The organism is Micromonospora sp. CA-249363 (genome assembly GCF_050950185.1).
Taxonomy (GTDB): domain Bacteria; phylum Actinomycetota; class Actinomycetes; order Mycobacteriales; family Micromonosporaceae; genus Micromonospora.
The window spans coordinates 1455788-1478884 of record NZ_CP192020.1; the positions used below are offsets into that span (position 1 = coordinate 1455788).

Genomic DNA, 23097 nt, shown 5'->3' on the forward strand with positions numbered 1-23097 from the left:
GACGCGTCACCCGTTCGTCGGCGCATCTCAGAACGCGCCCTTGACGTGGTCGACCCGCGCGGGACCGGCGTCGGGCAGGCGCACCGACACCACGTCGAACCGCACCTCGTCCGCGTTCGTGCCGGTCTCGGCGAGCCACCGCGCGGCGAGCCCGCGCAGGCGGCGGGCCTTGGCCGGTACGACAGCCTCGGCCGGCGGGCCGAACGCGTCGCCCCGACGCGTCTTGACCTCGCAGAACGCGAGCACTGGCCCGTCCCAGGCGATGATGTCGATCTCACCTTCCGGGCAGCGCCAGTTCCGGGCGATGGGGCGTAGTCCCGCCTCGCTCAGGTGCTGGGCGGCGCACCGCTCGCCGTACGCGCCGACCGCCTGGTTCCGCTTCGTCATGGCCGCGACGGTGCCCCCTTGCGCACGAGCGCCGCGACCCCGCGACCGCCCGCCTGTGGATGACGGTCGCTCTGTGGACGACCGGACGATCAAGCCCCTGCTGTGCTACGGCCTGCGTCGGCGTCGCTACGGCGTGGGTTCGGCGTCGCTACGGCGTGCGTCGGCGTCCGACGGGTTGATCGGCTCCAGATCGGCGAAGTGGGGGTGTCCGGGCGTTCGGATGCCCCCACTTCGGCGACCCGGAGTCGATCAACCCGGACGGGCCGAAATGGCGCGCGGATGGGCCGTCGCATACGGTGCCTGACGTGGACGGACGACGGAGCTTTCCGGAAGATCAGGAGTCGCGCTGGTACCCCGACGAGCGGGGGCGCGGGTACGGCGAGCCCGAGTGGCGCGGCGCGGGCGAACCGCGATACCGCGACGGCGAGATCCCCGAGCAGCGCGGCGTCGAGGACGCCCGATCCCTCGAGGACACCGGCGTCGGCCGTCGCCGCGAGCCCGACCCGGTCCGCTTCGGTGGCACGTCCGAGCCCGACCCCAGCCGCTTCGGTGGCACGTCCGAGCCCGACCCGGTCCGCTTCGGTGGGACGCCCGGGCCGGACCCGGTCCGCTTCGGTGGGACGCCCGAGCCGGACCCGGTCCGCCTGAGCGCGCTGGACGCGGGCCGCTTCGGCGGCGCTTTGGAGCCGGACTCCGCGCGTCTGGGCGCGACCCGTTTTGGTGCGTCGGAGGCGGACTCCGGGCGCTTCGGTGCCGTCGAGGCCCAGTCGGGACGATTCGGTACCGCCGAGGCCGACTCCGGGCGGTTCGGCGCGGTCGACCCGCTGGGTGAGGTCCGGACGGACGCGGACGGTTACCGGGCGACCCGCTCCCGCCGGGCGGATCGGGACCCCTCGGAGATTTCCGGTGAGCTGCCCGGCCGTCGAGCCGCCCGGGACCCACTGACCACGATCACGCCGGACACCGCCCACGCCGTGCCGGGTCTCGCCCGGGACACCGGGCCGACGACCGGCCCGGACGCTGAACCCGCGGTCGCTCTGCTCGCAGGGCAGGCCAGACCCGCCGAGCCGGGCCAGCCCGCTGCCCTCACCGGCCAGTCCGCTTCCCTCACCGGCCAGCCCTCTGCTCTCATCGATCAGGGCCAGCCTGCCCCCTTCGCCGAGCAGACCCGGCCCGCGCCGCTCGCCGGCTACCCGATCGTCGAGCCGAACCGGGGCGGCAGTGCGGACCAGCCGCACCCGCTGGACATGCCGACCGGCCCGATGCCGGGTATCGGCCCCCGCCCCGACCTGCCCGCGGGCGATCCAACGGCGTACTCCGCCGCGCCGGACGGCGTCTACCGGACCCGCCGTCCGGCGTTGGCGGCCCTCTTCGCCCTACTGGCATTGATCTTCGAGATCCCCGCGCTGCGGGTGTTGCTGGCGGGCGTGACCGGCGACCCGGTGAACGCCGGGAACGTCGTCGCGGGTATCTGCCTGGTCGCCGGGCTGCCGATCTTCGCAGTGGGGCTGTACGGGCTCAGAACGGGCGGACTGGCCCTCTCCGACAGCGGTCGAGGCTGGCTGCGCCCTCCGACGGCGTACCTGACGGTCGGCCTCGTGCTCTTCGTCGCCGCGGCGCTCGCCGTCGGTTGACCCGCCGCGGCGCTCGCCGTCGGTTGACCCGCCGCGGCGCTCGCCGTCGGTTGACCCGCCGCGGCGCTCGCCGTCGGTTGACCCGCCGCGGCGCTCGCCGTCGGCTGACCTGCCGCGGCGCCCGCCGCCGGCTGACCCGCCGCCGTTCGCCCGGCGCGGCCGATCCGCCGTCTGCGCGGTCCGGCCGATGATCCACGCAACAACCAGGAAATAGTGGCCTCTGGTGACGCGGAAGCCACCATTTCCCGGAACTAGCGCGATCTTGTCCGGCGGCGCGGCACCCCGGCACGCCGAAACCGGGGAGGGGCGTACACTGGCCAACTGGCGACCGCCTCGCGCGGTCGACCTCGCGCGCCCTCTCCACGAATCGTCGTGGGGCGACGGCCTCCCTGGTCCCGATCTTGGTCGGGCCCGCATGGCCGCCGACCGGGCGCCAGGATGCCCGGCCGCCGGCCGGGCGGAACAACCAGGGATGCAAGGAGTACCCACACCATGGCCGTCGTGACCATGCGTCAGCTGCTGGAGAGCGGTGTCCACTTCGGGCACCAGACCCGGCGCTGGAACCCGAAGATGAAGCGTTTCATCTTCACCGAGCGCAACGGTATCTACATCATCGACCTGCGCCAGACCCTCGACTACATCGAGAAGGCGTACGAGTTCGTGCGTGGGACCGTCGCGGAGGGTGGCAGCATCCTCTTCGTCGGCACTAAGAAGCAGGCCCAGGAGGCCATCGCCGAGCAGGCGACCCGGGTCGGTCAGCCGTACGTCAACCACCGCTGGCTCGGTGGCATGCTGACCAACTTCCAGACGGTGTACAAGCGGCTCCAGCGGATGAAGGAGCTGGAGGCCCTTGGTGACCTGAGCGGCACCGCCGCCGGTTACACCAAGAAGGAGACCCTGCAGCTCTCCCGCGAGAAGATCAAGCTGACCCGCACGCTTGGTGGTCTGCGGGACATGCAGAAGCTGCCGGCCGCCGTCTGGATCGTCGACACCAAGAAGGAGCACATCGCCGTCGACGAGGCCCGCAAGCTGGGCATCCCGGTGATCGCCGTTCTCGACACCAACTGCGACCCGGACGAGGTCGACTTCCCGATCCCGGGCAACGACGACGCCATCCGCTCGGCCGAGCTACTGACCAAGGTCGTCGCCGCAGCCGTCGCGGACGGTCTGATCGCCCGTTCGGGCCGTCGTCGGGGCACCGACGAGAAGCCGGAGGCCGGTGTCGCCACCGACGAGCCGCTGGCCGAGTGGGAGCGCGAGCTGCTGGAGGAGCCGAAGAAGGCCGACGAGCAGCCCGCCGCCACCGAGCAGCCCGCCGCCACCGAGCAGCCCGCCGCCACCGAGCAGCCCGCCGCCACCGAGCAGCCGGCGGCCGCCGCCGCGGAGTGACCGCACCGTCGCCGCCCCGCCGTCCGTTTTCACGAACGGCGGGCGGCGACGGTACGCCGGGCACGTTCCGCCCGAATGCGGGTAACCGGCACCTCTGACCATCCACACGCCGACTCAACATCGAAGAGAGAGCCATGTCCCAAATCACCGCCGCGGACGTCAAGAAGCTCCGCGACCTCACCGGCGCCGGCATGATGGACAGCAAGAAGGCGCTGACCGAGGCCGAGGGCGACTTCGACAAGGCCGTCGAGATCCTGCGCGTCAAGGGCGCGAAGGACGTCGGCAAGCGGGCTGGCCGTACGGCCGCCAACGGTCTGGTCGCGCACTCCGGCAAGGCGCTGCTCGAGCTCAACTGCGAGACCGACTTCGTCGCCAAGACCGAGTCGTTCATCGCGCTGGCCCAGCAGCTGGTCGAGCACGGCGAGCGTTCCGGCGTGAACAACGCCGAGGAGCTGCTCGCCAGCGAGCTGGACGGCAAGGTCGTCGCGGACCTGATCCAGGAGCAGTCCGCCAAGATCGGCGAGAAGCTGGTGCTCAACCGCTTCGCCAAGGTCGAGGGCACCACCGCGGTCTACCTGCACCGCAAGGCGCAGGACCTGCCGCCGGCCGTCGGCGTGCTGGTGTCGTACACCGGCAAGAGCGACGAGGCGGGCGACGCTGACGCCCGTGGCGTCGCGATGCAGATCGCGGCCATGCGGCCGAAGTACCTCAGCCGTGACGAGGTTCCGGCCGAGGTCGTCGAGTCCGAGCGGCGCATCGCCGAGCAGACCGCCCGCGAGGAGAACAAGCCCGAGGCGGCCCTGCCGAAGATCGTCGAGGGCCGGGTGAACGCCTTCTTCAAGGACTACGTCCTTGTCGAGCAGGCGTCGGTGGCCGACAACAAGAAGTCGGTGAAGCAGGTGCTGGCCGAGGCCGGCATCGAGGTCACCCGCTTCGTGCGGTTCGAGGTCGGCCAGGCCTGACCCGCCACCGGGCGCCGCGCGCGTCCGTGGGCGCAAGACGTCGACGAGGAGGCCGCCGGTGTACGTGACAGGCACCGCGGCCTCCTCGTCACATAGGGTCGGCAGCGGCAGGTTCGCGGTAACGCGTCGCCCGGGGCGTGCGCGTGGGGAAGGCGGGGCGGATGACGCAGGTTGTGAGTGACCGGACGCTGGCGATGGACGATCCGACGGCACCGCCGCCCGGGCGGGCCCGCCGGGTGGTGCTGAAGCTCTCCGGTGAGGTGTTCGGTGGCGGCGCGATCGGCGTCGACCCGGACGTCGTGCAGGCCATCGCCCGCCAGATCGCCACCGTGGTCCGGCGCGGTGTGCAGGTCTCGGTGGTGGTCGGAGGAGGCAACTTCTTCCGCGGCGCGGAGCTGCAGAAGCGTGGGATGGACCGCGCCCGCGCCGACTACATGGGCATGCTCGGCACCGTGATGAACTGTCTCGCCCTCCAGGACTTCCTGGAGAAGGAGGGCATCGAGACGCGGGTGCAGAGCGCCATCACGATGGCCCAGGTCGCCGAACCGTACATTCCGCTGCGGGCCATCCGGCACCTCGAGAAGGGCCGCGTGGTCATCTTCGGCGCCGGCGCCGGCATGCCGTACTTCTCGACGGACACCGTGGCCGCCCAGCGGGCGCTGGAGATCCGCGCCGACGTGGTGCTCATGAGCAAGAACGGCGTGGACGGCGTCTACACCGCCGACCCGCGGGTCGACCCGACCGCCAGCAAGCTCGACTCGATCACCTTCTCCGAGGTGCTGCGCCGCAACCTCCGGGTGGCCGACGCGGCCGCGTTCAGCCTCTGCATGGAGAACGGCCTGCCGATGCTGGTCTTCGGCGCGCAGGGTGACGACACCATCATCCGCGCGGTGGGTGGCGACAAAATCGGCACCCTGATCACCGCTTGAGCCTGACGACTTTCCGCAGAGCCCACGACGAGCACAGAAGGAGGCGAGGAGACCGGTGATCGACGACACCCTCCTCGAGGCCGAGGAGAAGATGGAGCGTGCGGTTGAGCACGCCAAGGAGGAGTTCGGCGCCATCCGCACCGGTCGCGCCAACCCCGCCATGTTCTCCAAGATCATCATCGACTACTACGGCACGCCGACGCCACTGACCCAGATGGCGTCCGTCGCGATCCCCGAGCCGCGCATGGCCATCATCAAGCCGTACGACAACTCGCAGATCAACGCGATGGAGAAGGCGATCCGCGACTCGGACCTCGGGGTCAACCCGAACAACGAGGGCAACCAGCTGCGCATCCTGCTCCCGCAGATGACCGAGGAGCGCCGCCGCGACATGATCAAGGTGGCCCGGCACAAGGGCGAGGAGGCCAAGGTGGCCATCCGGAACGTCCGCCGCCGTGGCAAGGAGGAGCTGGACCGGATCGTCAAGGACGGCGAGGCCGGCGAGGACGACGGCCGCCGTGCCGAGAAGGAACTCGACGACCTGACGCAGCGCTACGTCGCCAGCATCGACGACCTGGTCAAGCACAAGGAGACCGAGCTGCTGGAGGTCTGACCGCCACCCGCTCGTCACGACGAGGCCCGACCCGATCAACGGGGCGGGCCTCGCCCCTTTCCCGGTTCGGTCCCGCCGGGCGAAGCCAGCGCGCGGCAGGGACGGGCAACCTCCTCATCGCGCTTTGCTCTGCTTCAACCGGGGCAACACCTCGCGTCCGGTATCCGGGCACCGACTGTTGCCTCCGCTGAAGCAGTGCAAAGGCTCGGCACGAGGAGGCGGCTCCCGGACGCGTACGCCCGAGGGGCGGGCTATCGTCCGCCTCGCCCCGCCGGGGTGTGCAGTAGGCTCGGCAGGATTCCCGGTCACCGGGTGGTGAACACGGGAGTCGACCGACCGTCGCGGCGGTCGAGCCGGAGGAAAACAGTCGCGCTTGTAGGGGATGCTTGTGGTCTTGCGTCATGTGGTGGCACTCGCGCTCCGACACGGTGCGTGATGTCCCGCCCCGACCCCTACGGCGGCGAGCCGCGCGGCTGGGATCGGCCGGAGCGGCCGGTCGCCCTGCCCTGGCCCGAGCAGGAGCTGGAGGCCGGCCAGTGGAGCCGCCGTCCGGCCGCCGGGCCTGAGCTGTACGCCGAGCCCCACACCCGGGCGTACACCGAGCCGCAGGACCCGTACGACGAGCGTGGCCGGACCGTCCGCCCGGACGACCGTGAGCGTTTCGACGACCGGGACCGGCGTGGCCGTTACGACGACCGGGACCGTTACGGCGACCCCGGTCGCAACGGCGACCCCGGTCGCAACGGCGACCCCGGTCGCAACGGCGACCCCGGTCGCAACGGCGACCCCGGTCGCAACGGCGACCGCCCACCGGCCGGTGACGCCCCGCCGCGCTACGACGTCCGCGAAGCCGGGCCGCGCTACGACGACCGCGACGCCCCACCGCGCTACGACGACCGCGACGACCGCTACGACCCCCGTTACGACGACCGTGACGCCCGTCCGCGCTTCGACGACCGGGACGAGCCCCGCTACGACCACCCGGACGCGCCGCCGCGCTACGACGACGATGCCGGTTTCCCGACCGCGCAGCTCGCGCCCATCGGTGCCGAGATCCTGCCCGACGACGACCCGATGACGGACCCGGAGCCGCCGGTGGGCCGGCGGGCGAAGGGACGCCGGAGGGCCAGCATCGACCGACCGGCGACCCAGCAGGTGGGTACCGGACGGGCCGGCCGCAACCTGCCGGCGGCGATCGGTGTCGGCCTTGCCCTGGGTGCGCTGATCGTGGTGCCGTTGGCCGTCTATCCGGCGGCGTTCCTGCCGGTGATCGCCGCAGCCGTCGCCATCGGCATCTGGGAGATGACCCGGGCGGTTCGGCGCAGCGGCGCCCACCCGCCGCTGGTGCCGCTGATCGCCGGTGGCGTCCTGACCGTGGGTCTGGCCTGGTTCGCCGGCCCGGACGCGCTCAGCCTCGGGCTGTTGGTGACGGTGCTCGGCACGATGATCTGGCGGTTGGGCGACGGCCCGGCCGGCTTCCAGCGGGATCTGACCGCCGCCACCCTGATCGCCGTCTACGTGCCGTTCCTCGCCGGGTTCGCGGCCTTGCTGGCGGCGGCCCCCGACGACGGTCGACTGCGCATCCTGGCCACGCTGATCGCGGTGGTCCTCTCCGACACCGGCGGGTACGCGGCCGGCGTCTCCTTCGGCCGGCACCCGATGGCCCCGTCCATCAGCCCGAAGAAGTCCTGGGAGGGCTTCGCCGGCTCGGTCACCGCGGCGGCGCTGGGCAGCGCCCTGCTGCTGTGGCTGATGTTCGACCTGGCCCCGTGGTGGGGTGCCGTGTTCGGGGTGGCCGTCTCCTGCGCGGCGGTCCTCGGCGACCTCGCCGAGTCGATGATCAAGCGGGATCTCGGTATCAAGGACATGAGCAACCTGCTGCCGGGGCACGGTGGCCTGATGGACCGGCTGGACTCGATCCTGTTCGCGGTGCCGACCGCGTACCTGTTGCTGGTGATCTTCGTGCCGGTGGCGGGGTGAGGCATGCGTCACCACGGCCGGAGCGCTGCCGACCGACGCCGGGTGCCGGTTCGACGCCTCCGGACGGGTGCCGAACGCTTCAGGCGTGACACACTGGACCGGCCATGACGAGTCTGCCGCTGATCCCCGCCATCTCGGACGCCCCCACCGCACGCCGGGCCTCCATGCCACCGCAGCACCTTGCTGACCTGGATCTGGCCGGCCGCCAGGCGCTGGTCGCCGGGCTGGGTGAGCCCGCCTTCCGTGCCAAGCAGATCTCCAACCACTACTTCGGGCGGCTGGTACGCGACCCGCAGGCGATGACCGATCTGCCGGCCGCGACCCGTGAGCGGCTGGCGGACCAGCTCCTGCCCACGCTGCTCAACCCGGTCCGTGAGTTGGCCTGCGACGACGGCGCGACCCGCAAGGCGCTCTGGAAGCTGCACGACGGCGCGTTGGTGGAGAGCGTGCTGATGGGCTACCCGGACCGGGTGACGGTCTGCATCTCCAGCCAGGCGGGCTGCGGCATGGCCTGCCCGTTCTGTGCCACCGGCCAGGCCGGGCTGACCCGCAACCTGTCCACGGCCGAGATCGTCGACCAGGCGGTCTACCTGGCCGGGGTGGCGGCCTCCGGCGCGGTCGCCGGCTCACCCCCGCGGCTGTCGCACGTCGTGTTCATGGGCATGGGCGAGCCGCTGGCCAACTACAACCGGGTCATCGCGGCGATCCGTCGGCTGGTCAGCCCCGCTCCGGAGGGGCTCGGTCTGTCCCAGCGGCACATCACCGTTTCCACGGTCGGCCTGGTTCCGGCCATCCGCCGACTGGCCAGCGAAGACCTCTCTGTGACCCTTGCGTTGTCGTTGCACGCGCCCGATGATGATCTGCGCGACGAACTCGTGCCGGTAAACCAGCGCTGGAAGGTAGCCGAGGTGCTGGACGCAGCGTGGGACTATGCCGCCCGGACGGGCCGTCGCGTGTCCATCGAGTACGCAATGATCAAGGACGTGAACGACCAGCCGTGGCGAGCTGACCTGCTCGGACGACTGTTGGCCGGCAAGTTGGCGCATGTGAACCTCATCCCGCTCAATCCGACGCCGGGCAGCCGCTGGGACGCGAGCCCGAAGCCGGTCGAGCGGGAGTTCGTCCGGCGCTTGCGCGACGCGGGAGTCTCCACCACCGTACGGGACACCCGGGGTCGCGAGATCGACGGCGCGTGTGGCCAGCTCGCCGCCGCCGAGGACACCGACACCTTCACCGACCGCGCCGGAGAGGCACCGGCGTGACCGGGCGTGGCGAACGACACCAGGAGACATAGTGGCGAGTCAGGGTCAGCGTTTCCGGCGCAAGGCGGTTCGCCGGGGATACAAGGTCGACGAGGTGGACGCCTTCCTCGACCGGGTCGAGGCGACGCTCGACGGCCGGCAGGTCGGTGCGCCCGTCGCCTCCCAGGAGGTCCACGACGTCGTCTTCCGGGTCCGGTTCAACGGCTACGACGAGTGGCAGGTCGACCTGCACCTGGACCGGGTCGAGCGGCAGCTGGCCGAGTTGGAGGAGCGCAACAGCGCCGGGCGCGGCGGCGATCCTCGGATGGGTGACCGGATGGGTCCGCCGGACCGGATGGGTCCGCCGATGCGCGACGACCGTGGCGGCATGGTTCCGCAGCCGATGCCTCCCCGGCCGATGCCCGCCCAGGCCGGTCCGCCGGCTGACCGCTACGGCCGGTACGACGAGCCCACCGGCGCGTTCGCCGGGGGGTACGACGCCCCCCGGGGCGGCTACGACGCCCAGCGCGGTCCGGGCCCCGGTGGCCCCGGCCCCGGCCCGGGCGGTCCCGGCCCGATGGGGCCCGGCGGCCCGATGGGTGGGCACGGGATGCCTCCGCGTGGCCTGCCGGCCGGCCCGGGTGGCTACGGCCCGCCGGACGAGCAGCGGATGCCGGGTGGGTACGGTCCGCCGGACGAGCAGCGGATGCCGGGTGGGTACGGTCCGCCGGACGACCAGCGGATGCCCGGTGGGTACGGCCCGCCCGACGGTTCGCGTGCGCCTGGTGGCTACCCGCCGCCGCAGGACGAACCTCGCTTCGACGGCTTCGAGGCCGGCCGGCGTGCCCGCGCCGACATGACGGCCGAGATCCGGATGCCTGAGCGTGACCTGCGTGACCTGCGGCGGGGCCCGGCCGGCCCGCCCCCGATGCCGCAGCAGGGCATCGGTGGTCCGCCGATGGCCGGCCCGCCCGCCGTCGCCGGCCCGCCGATGGGTGGTCCGCCGATGGCCGGTCCGCCCGGCAGCGACCTGTACCGGGTCGACCAGATCCGCCGCCGGTTCCAGGTACGCCGGTTCGGCAGCGGGTACGACCCGGACCAGGTGGACCAGTTCTTCGAGTCCCTGCTCGGCGGCATGCAGCGTCGCAACCCGATGCCGGTCGACCCGAAGGACCTGGACACGCTCCGGTTCGGTCTGGTGCCCGGCGGCTACTTCGAGGCCGAGGTCGACGCGGCGCTCAAGGACGTGCAGGACATCCTGTTCGGGCGCTGACCCCGACACGTACACGAACGAGGGCCCGTCCCCGGGTGGGGGCGGGCCCTCGGCGTTTCCTGTTCGGTCGCCCGGAGTCCGGTCTGGCCGGTCGGCCGGCTGCCGGTCGGGTCAGGAGCGCAGACCGTTGCGCCGCAGCACGGCGTCGCCGATCACGATGACCAGCAGCAGCGCGGCCAGGCCGACCAGCCAGATGTCCTCGACCCTGCCTTCGTGGTTGCCGCAGATCGCCATGACGACCAGCGCCAGCGCGGACAGCACGGCGCCGATGCGCCCCGACTTGCGGTGCCCGGGCTTGTGCTGGTCCGGCGACGTTACCGGCTCGCTTCCTGCCACTGTCGGTCCTTCCCTCGCGATCGGATCTTTGGTTAGTCTGGCACGCCTCCCGCCGGGGGCGGCGCGGTGGGGGTTTACCGACCGTACGGCCCTGCCCGCCCAGGCCGGACGGCACTACGGGCGTCGCGGGGTGGCGGTCAGACTCCCTCCGGTAGCGTTTGGCGTACACCTGATTGTCTGTTTGAGGGGGACTGTGCGGTGCGAGTGACCGGAACCGGGCACGCCAGCATGCGGATCGACACGGCCGCGGGCAGCATCCTGTGCGACCCGTGGGTCAATCCGGCCTACTTCGCGTCGTGGTTTCCCTTCCCGGACAATTCGCTGCTCGACTGGGAGACCCTGGGCCAGGTCGACTACCTGTACGTCTCTCACCTGCACCGGGACCACTTCGACGCGAAGCACCTGCGGGACCACATCTCGAAGGACGCCACCGTCCTGCTTCCCGAGTTCCCCACCTCGGAGATGGAGGACGAGTTCCGGGCGCTGGGCTTCACGAAGTTCCTGAAGGCGCCCAACGAGCAGGTGGTGGAGCTCGACGGCGGCCTGAAGATCATGATTCAGGCGTTGACCAGCCCCACCGACGGCCCGATCGGCGACTCCTCGCTCTGGGTCGAGTACGACGGGGTGCGGCTGCTGAACCAGAACGACGCCCGGCCCACCGACCTGAGCGTCTTCGCCGAGCTGGGGCACGTGCACGCGCACCTGCTCCAGTTCTCCGGGGCCATCTGGTACCCGATGGTCTACGAGCTGCCGCAGGCCGCGAAGACGGCGTTCGGCAAGCAGAAGCGCGACCGGCAGTTCGACCGGACCTGGCGGTACATCGACGACCTGAAGGCCGACCACGTCTTCCCGATCGCCGGCCCGCCGTGCTTCCTCGACGACGAGCTGTGGCAGTTCAACGACATCTTCGGCGACGAGGGCAACATCTTCCCCGACCAGTCGGTGTTCCTGTCCGAGTACGCCAAGGTCGGCGGCACCAACGGGATCGTGCTGCTGCCGGGCAGCGTCGCCGAGGTCACCACCGAGGGCGCGAGCACCACCCACCCGGTGCCGGTCGAGGAGTTCTTCGCCAACAAGGTCGCGCACCTGGAGGAGATGCGGGAGCGCAAGCGCCCGATCATCGAGGCGGAGAAGGCGTCCTGGCGGCACCCCGAGGTGGACGTGCTCGGCGAGATGAAGCGCCGCATCGAGCCGCTGCTCGACGAGTCGATCTACCTGGCCAAGGGCGTCGGCGGTCCGGTCCGCTTCGACCTGGTCGGCTACGACGGGGAGAGCGTCGAGTCGATCGTGGTGGACTTCCCGGGCAAGGAGGTCCGGCCGTACGCGGACGAGAAGGTGCGGTACCGGTTCCGGACCGAGCGGTCGCTGATCGAGCACCTGCTCTTCATCGACGAGGTGGACTGGGTCAACTCGCTCTTCCTGTCCTGCCGGTTCTCGGCGGCCCGGATCGGCCAGTACAACGAGTTCGTCTACGCGTTCTTCAAGTGCCTGTCCGAGGAGCGTCTCCAGTACGCCGAGGGCTGGTACGACGAGCACGAGCGCACCACCGACGCCGAGGACATCACGCTTGGCGACTGGGTGGTGCAGCGGCGCTGCCCGCACCTCAAGGCGGATCTGACCCGGTTCGGCATCGTCGAGGGTGACCAGCTCACCTGCCAGCTGCACGGCTGGCGCTTCGACCTGCCCTCTGGCCGCTGCCTGACGAGCGTCGGCCACAAGGTCCGCGCCCACCGCGTCGACGCGGAGACCCCGGCCCCCGCCGGGGAGGCGCTGAGCTGACCTCCTCCCGGCCCGCGATCTTGCACTTTCGGTGGGGGTAAAGCCCCACAATCGCCCCAGAACGGCGACGGAAAGCGCAAGATCGCGGGGAAGGCCGGGAGCAGCGAGAGCGGGGCGGGCGTGGCGGGCGCGGACGCGCGTAAGGATTACCGGTACGGGCGTGGCCGGGAGATGGCCCGCGACGCGGCGCGGGTGGAGACGTTCAGCGACGGCGTCTTCGCGGTCGTGTTGACGGTGATGGCCGTCGAGCTGCTCCAGAACGGCCCGGCCCGGGCCGCCGGGAGGGAACTACCGGATGCCCTCGCCCACGCCTGGCCGTCCTACCTCGCCTACGTGATCACCTTCGGGATCGCCGGCCAGATCTGGCTCGGCCATCACAACATGTGGCGGTACGTGGTCCGGGTCGACCAGCCGCTGGTGGCGTTCAACCTGCTCGTGCTGCTCTTCGTGGCCGCGATTCCGTTCACCGCCGACCTGCTGTCGGACAACCTGCGCGGGAACGTGGTCGAGCAGCGGCTGACCGCCGCCCTCTATCTGGGCACCGTCCTCGGCGAGTCGCTCTTCTTCAATCTGAGCTGGTGGTGGGCGCGCCGCCGGAAGCTGCTGCATCCGGACCTGGACCCCGAGCTGGCCCGGGCGGTTTCCCGGCGACTGCTGGTGCGTCCGCTGCTCTACCTGACCGCCTTCGCCTTCGTCTTCGTCGACCCGATCCTGAGCCTCGTCCTGTATCTGCTGCTCGTCGGCCTCTCCCTCGTCCGCCGCCCCGGCGACCTGCCGCGCTTTGCCGAGGAGGTCGGTGACGAGGTCAGCGGCCGAGGTCGCTGAGGATCCGCTGAGCGGCGTTGTGGCCGGCCGCGCCGATGACGCTGCCCGCCGGGTGGCAGCCGGCGCTGCCCGCGTACACGCCGTCGATGCCGGTCGAGTACGGCATCCGGTCGGTGAAGGAGACGGTGTTGTCGACGTGGTGGATGTGCCCGCCGCTGATGCCGAAGTGCGCCTCGATGCCGGGCGGCGGCAGCGGCACCGCGTCGGCGATCAGGTCGGCGGTGCCGGGGGCGTACCGCTCGACGATCTCGACGAGCCGGTCGACGTAGCCGGGCAGTTCCGCGTCCCAGGTGGTGCCGGCCAGCTCGTAGGGGACCGACTGGACGAACAGCGCGGACGAGTGGTGCCCGGCGGCGTCGGAGAGCGACGGGTCGACGGTGGTGTGCAGGTACCACTCGATGGTCGGCTCGGCCGGCAGCCGCCCGGCCTGCACGTCCGCCCACATGCCGCGCAGCGCGGTCATCGGCGAGGTGGCGTCGCCGCCGACCAGCGACGCGGAGCCGGGCAGCAGGTGGATCGTCGAACCGAACGGGCTCGGCGCGTCGGCCGGCAGGCAGGAGAAGCGCGGCAGGCCGCTGAGCGCCAGGTTGAGCTTGAGGGTGGTGCCGGGCCGGCGGACCGCCGCCATCCGATCGCCGAGTCGCGCCGGGAGCGCGCCGTCGGGCAACAGCTCCATCAGGGTGTACGGGTCACACGCGCCGAGCACCACCCGTGCTGCGACCTGCCGACCGTCGGCCAGTACGACGCCGCTGGCCGCGCCGCCGTCCAGGGTCACCGCGCTCACCGGCGTACCCGTGACGATGGTGGCTCCGGCGGCCCGTGCGGCGTCGGCGAACGTCCGTGAGACGGTGCCCATGCCGCCCTCGGCGATCATCCAGGTGCTGCCCGAGCCGGGTAGCCGGCACATGTTGTGCACGAGGAAGTTGTGGCCCGTCCCGGGGTCGTCGGGGCCGGCGTTGAGGCCGGAGAGGCCGTCGGTGACGGCGTACATGCTGACCAGCAGTTCGGAGCGGAACTCGAAGCGGGCCAGGTAGTCGGCGACCGACCCGCGAACGAGGTCGACGAAGACCTGCCGCAACGCCGGCCGGACGTGCCGCTCGGCGGTCTCCTCGACGTTCAGTGGCTCGGCCAGCCAGGCGGGGGCGAGGTCCTCGCGCAGCGCGGCCAGTTCGGCCTGCATGGCGTCGTCGGCGGCCACGTCGGCGGGGGAGAAGAACTCGGCGAGCTGCGCCCGGGTGGCGGCGGTGTCACTGCCGAAGAGCAGGTACGGCGAGCCGAGGCCACCCGGTGTGGGCAGGAAGTAGTGCGGGTCGCGGCGCAGCACCGGGATGCGTACGTCGAGGGTGGCGAGCAGCTCCGGTGGCATCAGCCCGAGCAGGTACGAGCCGGTGGAGTGGCGCAGCCCCGGCACCTTGGGGAACGGGTTCTCGGTGCGGGTCGCGCCGCCGATCACGTCGGCGGCCTCCAGCACGAGGACGTCCAGGCCGGCGCGGGCCAGCAGAACTGCGGAGACCAGACCGTTGTGCCCGGCCCCGACGACGACGACGTCGGCCCGGCCGGGAAGTTCACCACTCATGCCGCCGCAGCCTAGTCCCACCACCGCCCGCTGTGACCCGGTGATCAAGAGGTTCGCGTCAGGAAACGCCGTCCGGATGACGCGAACCTCTTGATCAACCCGGCTGGGTGGGGAGGTGGACCGTGAACGTCGAGCCTTTCCCGGGGGTGCTTTCGGCCTGGACCTCGCCCTGGTGGGCCTCGACCAACTTGCGGACTATTGCCAGGCCCAGGCCGCTGCCGCCGGTCTGCCGGCTGCGGGACTTCTCCCCCCGCCAGAAGCGGTCGAACACCCGGGGCAGATGCTCGGCGCTGATGCCGCTGCCCGTGTCGGCGACGGCGATGGTCACCTGCCCGTCGGCCGCGCCGGCGCTGATCGTGACACTGCCGCCGACCGGAGTGTGGCGTACCGCGTTGCCGACCAGGTTGCCGACGACCTGACGCAGTCGCACCGGGTCGGCGTACACCTGCGGGTCGGCGTCGAGGAGCACCGACAGCGTCACGCCGGCCCGGTCGGCCTGCACGCGGTACGCCTCGGCCACCTGGCCCAGCAGGTCGGCGAGGTAGACCGTCTCGGGGTGCAGCCGCAGCGCGCCCGCCTCCGCCTCGGCGAGATCCTGGAGGTCGGCGATCACGTGTTGCAGCAGCGTCGCCTCCTCCAGCAGCGACGACACCAACCGCCGGTCCACCGGCGCGACGCCGTCCTCGGCGGCCTCCAACCAGCCCCGGATCGTGGTGACCGGAGTGCGTAGCTCGTGGGCGATGTCGCTGACCATGGCGCGACGGAGCTGTTCGAGGCGTTCGCGCCGCTCGGACATGTCGTTGAACGCCTCGGCCAGCCGGGCGATCTCGTCCCGGCCGGTGACGCGGACACGGGCGGCGCCGTCGCCGTCGCGCATCCGCTGGGCGGCGCCGGTCAGCGCGTGCAGCGGCCGGGTCAGCCGGACACCGGCCAGCACCGTGACACCGACGGTCACCAGCAGCACGAGACCGGCGACCGCCACGATCCGGGCCTGGTTGGCGCGGGACAGGTCGAACGTCGTGGTGGGGCGACCACCCGGGTCGGAGACGAACAGGGTCGCCGCCGGGGCGACGTACGGAAGGAGCTGTTCCCTGCGGCTGGTGCCCACACAGGCGTTGACCGCCCGGTTGTGGTCCTGGTCGACCTCGGTGAGGTCCGGACGGGTGTTCCGTGCCGGGGCGGACCGCATCGTCCAGGTCCAGTCCAGGTCGACGGCCACGGGCGTCAGTGTGCGGCGGGCCAGGCAGGTGTTCACCAACGCGTTGAGCTGCGCCAGACCCTTGCGCTCGGTGGCGGTCGGGTTCGCCAGCTTCCCCCGCGGCTCGGCGCAGATGGCGTCGTCGCTCAGCTCGGTGCCGGGGGTCTCGATCCGGGGTCGACCGGTCGGTCCCTCCGCCACGACGGCCGCGATCCGGGGCCGTACCCGCAGGCACAGGACGGCCTGGTCCGCCCGGTCGCGCAGCGTCCGGCGCTCCTCGGGCGGCAGCAGGTACGGGCCGGCGGCGCGGGGGTCGATCCGCGCCGCGTCGACGACCGCGGGGGAGCCCGGAGCCAGAGCGGTGTCCACGGCGAGCGCGTCGATGGTCGCGGACGGCTTGGTGGGCAACGGCCCAGCTTCCGGTGCCGAGTCGGCGAGTGGCGTACCCGACTCGGTGGTCAGGGTGATCCGCCGACCCACCTGCTCGGCGAGCGGTCGCAGGGTGGTGTCGACGCCGTCCCAGCTCGGGTGGGTCGCCGCGTAACCGATCAGGGTGTCGTAGATGCGGGCGTCGTCGGCGAGCGCCTGCCCCTGTTCCTGCCGGATCGCCCCGGTCGTGGTGCGGACGGCCAGCCAGGCCGTGGCCGCGATCGAGCCCACGGCGATGAGGACGGCCAGTGCGAGCAGCCGGAGCAGCAGGCTGCGGTGCAGTGGCACCTCACGCCGCATGGTGGCTCGCCTCCGCCAGCTTGTAGCCGACGCCGTAGACGGTGAGCAGGCGGACCGGTCGGCGCGGGTTCGGCTCGATCTTCCGGCGCAGGTTCATGACGTGGACGTCGACGGTCCGGCCGGTGATGTACCTGTCGAAGCCGTGCAGGTGGCCGAGGAGCTGGTCACGGGTGAAGGCCCGGCCCGGCTGGGCGGCCATCGCCTGGAGCAGGTGGAACTCGCCCGGCGTGCACTCCACGCGTCGACCGTCGGCGCGTACCTCGTGGCGGATCGGGTCGACGTGCAGGTCGCCGACCCGCAGCACCGGGTCGGCGGCGCGTGCCGTCCGCTGGCCCCGGCGCAGCAGCGTCCGCACCCGGGCCACCAGCTCGCGTGGGCTGTACGGCTTCGTCATGTAGTCGTCGGCGCCCAGGTCGAGGCCGAGCAGCAGGTCGTCCTCGGTCGCGCGGGCGGTCAGCATGAGCACGGGCAGGTCGGATTCGCGTCGCAGGATGCGGCAGACGTCCAGACCGTCCACCTTCGGCATCATCACGTCGAGGATCAGCAGGTCCGGCGGGTGCTGACGAATCTGCTCCAGAGCCGCCCGGCCGTCGCCGACGACGACGACCGTGTGCCCCTCCCGCTCCAGGTAACGGCGGACCAGTTCGGCCTGCTTCTCGTCGTCCTCGGCTACCAGCACCCGCGCGTTCACGGCAGCGACTGTACGGGTCGCCGGCCGCCGCAGGGGCTGCCCGTGAGCTGGGATCACCGGATGAGGACCGCTTCCTGACAGGTCTCTGACAACGGTCCGTGAGGCTGCCGCCATGACGAACGCACCACGACGGCTCGGGTTGGCCGCGCTCACCCTGTTCGCCACGGTCCTCGCCGGCTGCGGCGGTGAGAAGTCCGACGCGGGCGGCACCGCCGATGTCGCCTCCCTCGCCACCGGATCCGCGGCGCCGAGCGCGTCCGCCACTGCTGCCGCGGCGGCGGCCGGGCGTCCGCAGTTGCGCCTGGACATGAACGAGGACGAGAAGCAGCGGCTCTGGAACGCGTACAACTACTGCCTGCGCGACCACGGGGTCAGGGAGATCAAGGAACGTTCCGCCGCGACCCCGAAGGGGAGCGGCATGATCTCCCTCGACCAGAGCGGCGAGCCGAAGGCGGCGTACGTCGCCTGCGCCGACAAGCTGCCTCTCCAGCCTCCCGAGCTGGACGAGGAGAAGAACCCGAACTACGTGATCCAGTGGAACGACTACGTGCAGTGCCTACGCGGCCGGGGCATGAAGATCCACTCGCTGCCGGACGGCTCCGGTTGGACGTACGACGACGGGGTGGCCGATCCCTCGGGCGGCCTGGACGGTGCGGCGCTGTCCAAGGCGGAGCACGAGTGCACGATGGAGGCCTTCGGTGGGCGGTAGGCCAACGCGGCGGACCGCGATCCTCGTGGCGCTGGTGGCCGTGGTGGTCGCCGTCGGCGCGGGCGTCGCGGCGCTGATCCTGGGCCGGCCCGGCACCGACGGTACGGCGAGCGCCGCGCCGCCGCTGACGACGACCACGGTGAAACGTACCGACCTGTCGGACAGCCGCTCGCTCGGCGGGACCCTCGGCTTCGGCCCGGAACGCGTGGTCAAGGGCACGGGCGAGGGCATCGTCACCCGGCTGCCCAAGGTGGGCGACACGGTCGCCCGGGGCAAGCCGCTCTACTGGGTCGACGACCAGCCGGTTCCGGTGTTCTTCGGCGACGTCCCGATCTTTCGCACACTCGACAAGCCGGGTCTCGTGGGCAGCGATGTGCGGGTCGTGTCGGACAACCTGGCCGCGCTCGGCTACCAGACCGGCACGCGGCCGACCCGGGCCAAGGACGGCGCGAGGATCCCCGCAGGACAGTCCCTGCTCACCGACACCCTGGTTGCCGCGATCAAGAAGTGGCAGCAGGCGCTCGACCGGCAACCCACCGGCCGGATCGAGGTCGGGCAGGTCGTCGTGCTGCCCGGGCCGGTCCGGGTCAGCGCGGTGAAGGCGGTGCCCGGTGACCCCGCCGCCGGTGAGCTGGTGGCCGTCACCGAGAAGGTCAAGCTGGTGACCGTCGCGGTCGAGGCGACCGAGGTCGGCAGCATCCGGGTGGGTGCCACGGTCGCCATCACCCTGCCCGACACGACCGAGAGCCCCGGCCGGGTCGCCTCGATCTCGCACACCGTCGACGGCGGCGGTCCGGAGTCCGGGGCGGGCCAGGCCAGCCCGCCGAAGGTGAACGTCCTCGTCACGCCGGCCAGGGCGGCGGACGTGGCGAAGCTGGACGCGGCGGCGGTCCAGGTCGCGTTCACCGCGAACACCCGCAGGAACGTGCTGGCCGTACCCGTCGGCGCGCTGGTGGCGCTCCGCGAGGGCGGACACGCCCTGCAACTGCCCGACGGCGGGCTGGTGGCCGTGGAGACCGGGATGTTCTCCCGAGGGCTCGTCGAGGTCACCGGCGACGGCGTCACCGAGGGACTCACGGTGGTGACCGCCGCGTGAGCACCGTCATTCCCTTCCCGGCCCGGGACGCGCCGACCGAGGTGGTTCCGGCGTACCGGAAACCGGTCCTGCACCTCGACGGGGTGAGTCGCACGTACCCGGGCGGCGTCACCGCCCTGGACGACGTCTCGCTGACCGTGCGCGAGGGAGAGCTCCTCGCCATCGTGGGACCGTCCGGCTCCGGCAAGTCGACCCTGCTGAACATCATGGGCACGCTCGACCTGCCCACCAGCGGGCGGCTACGCGTCGCCGGGCAGGAGGTGACGGACCTGTCCGACCGGCGGCTCTCGGCGCTGCGGGGCCGGTGGCTCGGCTTCGTGTTCCAGCAGTTCCACCTCGTCCCAGGGCTCGACGCCGCGGAGAACGTCGCCACCGGGCTGCTCTACGCCGGCGTACCCCGTCGTCGCCGTCGCCGCACGGCCATCGACGCGTTGGCCCGGGTCGGCCTGGCGCACCGGGTCGACCACCTGCCGCATCAGCTCTCCGGCGGGGAACGCCAACGGGTCGCCATCGCGCGGGCGCTGGTCAACGACCCGGCGCTGGTCCTGGCCGACGAGCCGACCGGCGCTCTGGACACCGCCAACGGCGAGGCGGTCCTGGCGCTGCTGCTGAGCCTGCACGCCGAGGGCACCACCATCGCGATGATCACCCATGATCGGGACCTGGCCGACCGTACCCCTCGGCAGGTGGACATCCGCGACGGGCGGATCGTCTCCGACACCCTCGACAGGACGCATCGATGACCACACCGACAGCGACGCCCGGCGGCCGACCGCCCCGGCTCGCCCCGAGCGACGTACTCCGGCTCGGTCTGCTCGGGCTGACCAGCCGGCGGATGCGCGCGGCCCTGTCCGCCCTGGGCATCTCCATCGGCATCGCCACGATGATCGTCGTGGTCGGCATCCCGGCGTCCAGCCAGCGCGACCTCATGGACCAGCTCTCGGCTCTCGGCACCAACCTGCTGCGTGCCGAACCCGTGCCGGATCAGGACCCGCCCGTGCTGCTGCCGGAGGAGTCGGTGGCGATGGTGGACCGGATCGGGCCCGTCGAGACGGTGAGCGCGGTCGCGAACACCCACCGCACGGTCCGCCGCAGCGATGCCATGGATCCGTACGACACCTCGGGACTCACGACCCTCGCCACGCGCCCGGATCTGCTGGACACCGTCAACGGACGGGTCCGTGTCGGCCGGTTCCTCGACGACGGCACGGCCCGGCTACCGACCGCCGTCCTGGGCTACGTGGCCGCGAGCCGGCTCGGGTTCGCCACCGTCGACCCGGCCCAGCCGCCCCAGGTGCTCGTCGGCGAACGGTGGTTCACCGTGATCGGCGTACTCGATCCGCTGCCCATCGCCCCCGACCTGGACCGGTCGGTGCTGGTCGGCTGGGACGCGGCCCGGGACCTGCTCGGCTTCGACGGGCATCCCACCGTCGTGTACGTGCGGGCCCGCGAGGCCGCGTTGGAGGACGTCCGCGCGGTACTGCCGGCCACCCTCGACCCGCAGTTGCCCGGACTGATCCAGGTCAGCCGTCCCTCGGACGCGCTCGCCGCCAAGCGGGCGACCGAGAACACCTTCTCCGCGCTGTTCCTCGGGCTGGCCGCCGTGGCGCTGCTGGTCGGCGGGATCGGAGTGGCCAACACCATGGTCATCTCGGTGTTGGAGCGCCGCCGGGAGATCGGTCTGCGCCGCGCGCTCGGCGCGAACCGTGGGCAGATCCGGGTGCAGTTCCTCACCGAGTCGGTGCTGCTGTCGGTGCTCGGTGGAGCCGCCGGAGCCGTCCTCGGCGTGCTCGCGACGGTCGGGTACGCCGGCTACCAGGGCTGGCCGCCGACGATCCCGGTCATCTCGGTGGTCGGCGGCATCGCCGGCGCCCTGCTGGTCGGGATGGTGGCGGGTGTCTACCCGTCGATCCGTGCCGCCCGGCTCACCCCCACCGAGGCGCTCGCCGCCGGATGATCAGCTCTGCCGCTGGGCGCGCCAACGGGAGAGTGCCAGGGTCGCGGAGTAGCCGGCCAGGATGATCACGTGGAACACGTACAGCCACAGGAGCACGGCCACGCCCGCGCCGATCGGGTCGAAGCCGCCGAACGGCACGCCGAGGTCCAGCGGCAGGGACGCGAACAGCACGAAACCGTGCAGGAACCCGGAGAGGTTGGCCGCCGTGAACGACCCGATCGCGAGGGTGGAGAGCCAGTCCGGCGACGCCGGCCCGACCACCCGGAACACCCACACCAGCACCGGTGTGAGCACCAGCCAGACCGCCAGGAAGGACAGCACGATCCCCAGCGCGCCGACCCAGCCGCCCTGACGGACCAGGCGGGTGGTGAGCGGCAACGCCAACAGGATCGACAGCAGCAGCGCGGGTGCCGGCGCGAGCAGCGGCAGCAACAGCAGCCGACCCCGCCATCCCACCAGGTGCTCGTCGGTACGGGGCGCCGCCACCGACACGAACGCCCGGCGCAGCCCCTCGCCGTAGAGCGACGCGGGCAGCAGTGAGGCGAGCGCCAACAGCGGGGTCAACTGCACCCCGGCGTCGACCAGGGCGGCCACCGCCCGGGGCGCGCCGATTGCCGTGGGAAGCGCCTCCACGGCGTACGACGTGAGCCGGCGTACCCGGTCGTCGCCCGCGATCAGCGAGGTGAGCCAGAGGGCCAGCAGAGCGACCGGGACGACGGCGATCGCCCCGTAGAAGGTGATCGCGGCGGCGTGCAGCGACAGGTCGCGCCCGCGTACCGGACGGAACGCGGCACTGATGATCCGCTTCGCGCGCTGCCATCCGCTGCCCATCGGCTTCTCCTTCCCTGTCGTCGGGGCGGTCACTCCTTAAGATCGCCGGTCATGACTGTTGTCACCACCGAACGCCTCATCCTGCGCGATTGGACCGACGAACCGGCGGACCTGGCCCGGATCTACGACATCTACCGGCGCCCGGAGATCACCCGCTGGTTGGGCGTGTCACCTGGTCTGCCGATGGTGGAGCCGGGTCAGGCGGCCGAGCGGCTGCAGATGTGGCGGGACCGGCACGCCGCCGACGGAGGTCGGTACGGCACCTGGGCGATCGAGGTGCGCGAGACCGGCGTGGTGGTGGGTACGGCGCTGCTCAAGCCGTTGCCGGGGCGCGACGAGGAGCAGCTCACCGATGACATCGAGACCGGCTGGCACCTGCACCCGGATTCGTGGGGTCACGGCTACGCCACCGAGGCGGCCCGTGCGCTCATCGCCCGGGAGTTCGCCACCGGCACCCCGGAGATCTACGCGGTCGTGTCGCCGGGCAACGAGCCGTCGATGGCGGTCTGCCGGCGACTCGGCATGGCGCACGTGGGCCGACGCACCGACTGGTACGGCGGCGAGGTGCTGGAGACCTTCGTCCTGACCGCGCCGGGCGGCTGACCCCCGCGCCGCCTCGCACGGCGCCTGCCCGAGCCGCACGCCACCTTGAGCCGTATGCCTCACGGTCATCTTGATGACTCTGAGGCATACGGCTCACCGTCGTGCCCGGGGCTGACTGCGGGGACGCCCGTCAATAGTCACGTGGGTCGAAGTGTTGACGCTCCCGTAGCACGTCAGTAACCTTTGGCCAAACTAATGCAAGATTTCGACAAACGAGTGCTCGGTTTCGTGCACCGGCTCGGAAATCCTCGTTAGTCGGTTCTTGCATGTCGCCGCACCACCACCTCCACCCCCACCGTGGTCACCCCCGCCCGCGGCAACCGTCCCCCGAGACAGGACAGTCATGAGACGACGAGCGA

20 protein-coding genes and 2 pseudogenes are annotated in these 23097 nt (G+C 71.8%); 16 read left to right on the forward strand and 6 right to left on the reverse strand.

Annotated features, from left to right (window positions below):
- Positions 1-27: 27 nt before the first annotated feature.
- Complete coding sequence (locus ACQPZK_RS06880; RefSeq protein ID WP_433537479.1) at positions 28-387, reverse strand: YraN family protein; 360 nt, start codon at positions 385-387, stop codon at positions 28-30.
- A gap of 268 nt (positions 388-655) precedes the next feature.
- On the opposite strand from ACQPZK_RS06880, the pseudogene ACQPZK_RS06885 reads away from it, so the two are divergent.
- From ACQPZK_RS06885 to ACQPZK_RS06925, 9 genes and pseudogenes are all read left to right on the forward strand, one after another.
- A pseudogene (locus tag ACQPZK_RS06885) lies at positions 656-944 on the forward strand (hypothetical protein); the annotation flags it as partial.
- A gap of 483 nt (positions 945-1427) precedes the next feature.
- Positions 1428-2021 (forward strand): annotated as a pseudogene (locus tag ACQPZK_RS06890) (hypothetical protein); the annotation flags it as partial.
- A gap of 492 nt (positions 2022-2513) precedes the next feature.
- Positions 2514-3410, forward strand: a complete 897-nt coding sequence (gene rpsB / locus ACQPZK_RS06895) for a 30S ribosomal protein S2 (protein WP_433537480.1) — start codon at positions 2514-2516, stop codon at positions 3408-3410.
- 134 nt (positions 3411-3544) lie between these two features.
- Complete coding sequence (tsf, locus tag ACQPZK_RS06900; RefSeq protein WP_433537481.1) at positions 3545-4372, forward strand: translation elongation factor Ts; 828 nt, start codon at positions 3545-3547, stop codon at positions 4370-4372.
- Positions 4373-4533: 161 nt separating this feature from the next.
- Positions 4534-5301: a UMP kinase gene (pyrH, locus tag ACQPZK_RS06905; RefSeq protein ID WP_421474972.1), complete on the forward strand. Its 768-nt coding sequence runs from the start codon at positions 4534-4536 to the stop codon at positions 5299-5301.
- 55 nt (positions 5302-5356) lie between these two features.
- Positions 5357-5914, forward strand: a complete 558-nt coding sequence (gene frr / locus ACQPZK_RS06910) for a ribosome recycling factor (RefSeq protein ID WP_121655235.1) — start codon at positions 5357-5359, stop codon at positions 5912-5914.
- A 435-nt stretch (positions 5915-6349) separates the two neighbouring features.
- Complete coding sequence (locus ACQPZK_RS06915) at positions 6350-7894, forward strand: phosphatidate cytidylyltransferase (RefSeq protein WP_433537482.1); 1545 nt, start codon at positions 6350-6352, stop codon at positions 7892-7894.
- Between the two features lie 104 nt (positions 7895-7998).
- On the forward strand, positions 7999-9156 hold the full coding sequence (gene rlmN / locus ACQPZK_RS06920; RefSeq protein ID WP_433537483.1) for a 23S rRNA (adenine(2503)-C(2))-methyltransferase RlmN: 1158 nt from the start codon (positions 7999-8001) through the stop codon (positions 9154-9156).
- 31 nt (positions 9157-9187) lie between these two features.
- Positions 9188-10408 carry a DivIVA domain-containing protein gene (locus tag ACQPZK_RS06925; RefSeq protein WP_433537484.1) on the forward strand — a complete coding sequence of 407 codons (1221 nt, stop codon included), beginning with the start codon at positions 9188-9190 and terminating at the stop codon, positions 10406-10408.
- 111 nt (positions 10409-10519) lie between these two features.
- Here the strand turns inward: ACQPZK_RS06925 and ACQPZK_RS06930 are convergent, their stop codons facing one another.
- Positions 10520-10744 carry a DUF2631 domain-containing protein gene (locus ACQPZK_RS06930; protein ID WP_433537485.1) on the reverse strand — a complete coding sequence of 75 codons (225 nt, stop codon included), beginning with the start codon at positions 10742-10744 and terminating at the stop codon, positions 10520-10522.
- Between the two features lie 198 nt (positions 10745-10942).
- On the opposite strand from ACQPZK_RS06930, the gene ACQPZK_RS06935 reads away from it, so the two are divergent.
- The gene (locus ACQPZK_RS06935) at positions 10943-12523 is read left to right on the forward strand and encodes a Rieske 2Fe-2S domain-containing protein (RefSeq protein ID WP_433537486.1); all 1581 of its coding nucleotides are present in this window, start codon (positions 10943-10945) and stop codon (positions 12521-12523) included.
- A gap of 171 nt (positions 12524-12694) precedes the next feature.
- Entirely contained in the window at positions 12695-13348 is a 654-nt protein-coding gene (locus tag ACQPZK_RS06940; protein ID WP_433539130.1) for a TMEM175 family protein, read from the forward strand.
- On the opposite strand, the gene ACQPZK_RS06945 is transcribed toward ACQPZK_RS06940, so the two are convergent.
- From ACQPZK_RS06945 to ACQPZK_RS06955, 3 genes are all read right to left on the reverse strand, one after another.
- A complete protein-coding gene (locus ACQPZK_RS06945) occupies positions 13329-14924 on the reverse strand; it encodes a phytoene desaturase family protein (RefSeq protein WP_433537487.1) in 1596 nt (531 codons plus the stop codon). The genes ACQPZK_RS06940 and ACQPZK_RS06945 overlap by 20 nt on opposite strands.
- A 94-nt stretch (positions 14925-15018) precedes the next feature.
- A complete protein-coding gene (locus ACQPZK_RS06950) occupies positions 15019-16851 on the reverse strand; it encodes a HAMP domain-containing sensor histidine kinase (RefSeq protein WP_433537488.1) in 1833 nt (610 codons plus the stop codon).
- Positions 16841-17542, reverse strand: coding sequence for a response regulator transcription factor (locus tag ACQPZK_RS06955; protein ID WP_433537489.1), 702 nt, complete (start codon positions 17540-17542; stop codon positions 16841-16843). The genes ACQPZK_RS06950 and ACQPZK_RS06955 overlap by 11 nt, the downstream gene beginning before the upstream one ends.
- 112 nt (positions 17543-17654) lie before the next feature.
- Here ACQPZK_RS06955 and ACQPZK_RS06960 point away from each other — a divergent pair, with 112 nt between their 5' ends.
- The 4 genes from ACQPZK_RS06960 to ACQPZK_RS06975 are packed head-to-tail and all read left to right on the forward strand — an operon-like array spanning position 17655 to position 21304.
- Entirely contained in the window at positions 17655-18251 is a 597-nt protein-coding gene (locus ACQPZK_RS06960) for a hypothetical protein (RefSeq protein ID WP_433537490.1), read from the forward strand.
- Positions 18241-19347 carry an efflux RND transporter periplasmic adaptor subunit gene (locus tag ACQPZK_RS06965; RefSeq protein ID WP_433537491.1) on the forward strand — a complete coding sequence of 369 codons (1107 nt, stop codon included), beginning with the start codon at positions 18241-18243 and terminating at the stop codon, positions 19345-19347. The genes ACQPZK_RS06960 and ACQPZK_RS06965 overlap by 11 nt, the downstream gene beginning before the upstream one ends.
- Positions 19348-19388: 41 nt before the next feature.
- Entirely contained in the window at positions 19389-20090 is a 702-nt protein-coding gene (locus tag ACQPZK_RS06970; RefSeq protein WP_433539131.1) for an ABC transporter ATP-binding protein, read from the forward strand.
- A complete protein-coding gene (locus ACQPZK_RS06975; RefSeq protein ID WP_433537492.1) occupies positions 20087-21304 on the forward strand; it encodes an ABC transporter permease in 1218 nt (405 codons plus the stop codon). The genes ACQPZK_RS06970 and ACQPZK_RS06975 overlap by 4 nt, the downstream gene beginning before the upstream one ends.
- Here the strand turns inward: ACQPZK_RS06975 and ACQPZK_RS06980 are convergent, their stop codons facing one another.
- On the reverse strand, positions 21305-22135 hold the full coding sequence (locus ACQPZK_RS06980) for a YhjD/YihY/BrkB family envelope integrity protein (RefSeq protein ID WP_433537493.1): 831 nt from the start codon (positions 22133-22135) through the stop codon (positions 21305-21307).
- A gap of 51 nt (positions 22136-22186) precedes the next feature.
- Between ACQPZK_RS06980 and ACQPZK_RS06985 the strand changes: the two genes are divergently transcribed.
- Positions 22187-22738, forward strand: a complete 552-nt coding sequence (locus tag ACQPZK_RS06985) for a GNAT family N-acetyltransferase (RefSeq protein ID WP_433537494.1) — start codon at positions 22187-22189, stop codon at positions 22736-22738.
- Positions 22739-23097: the final 359 nt, after the last annotated feature.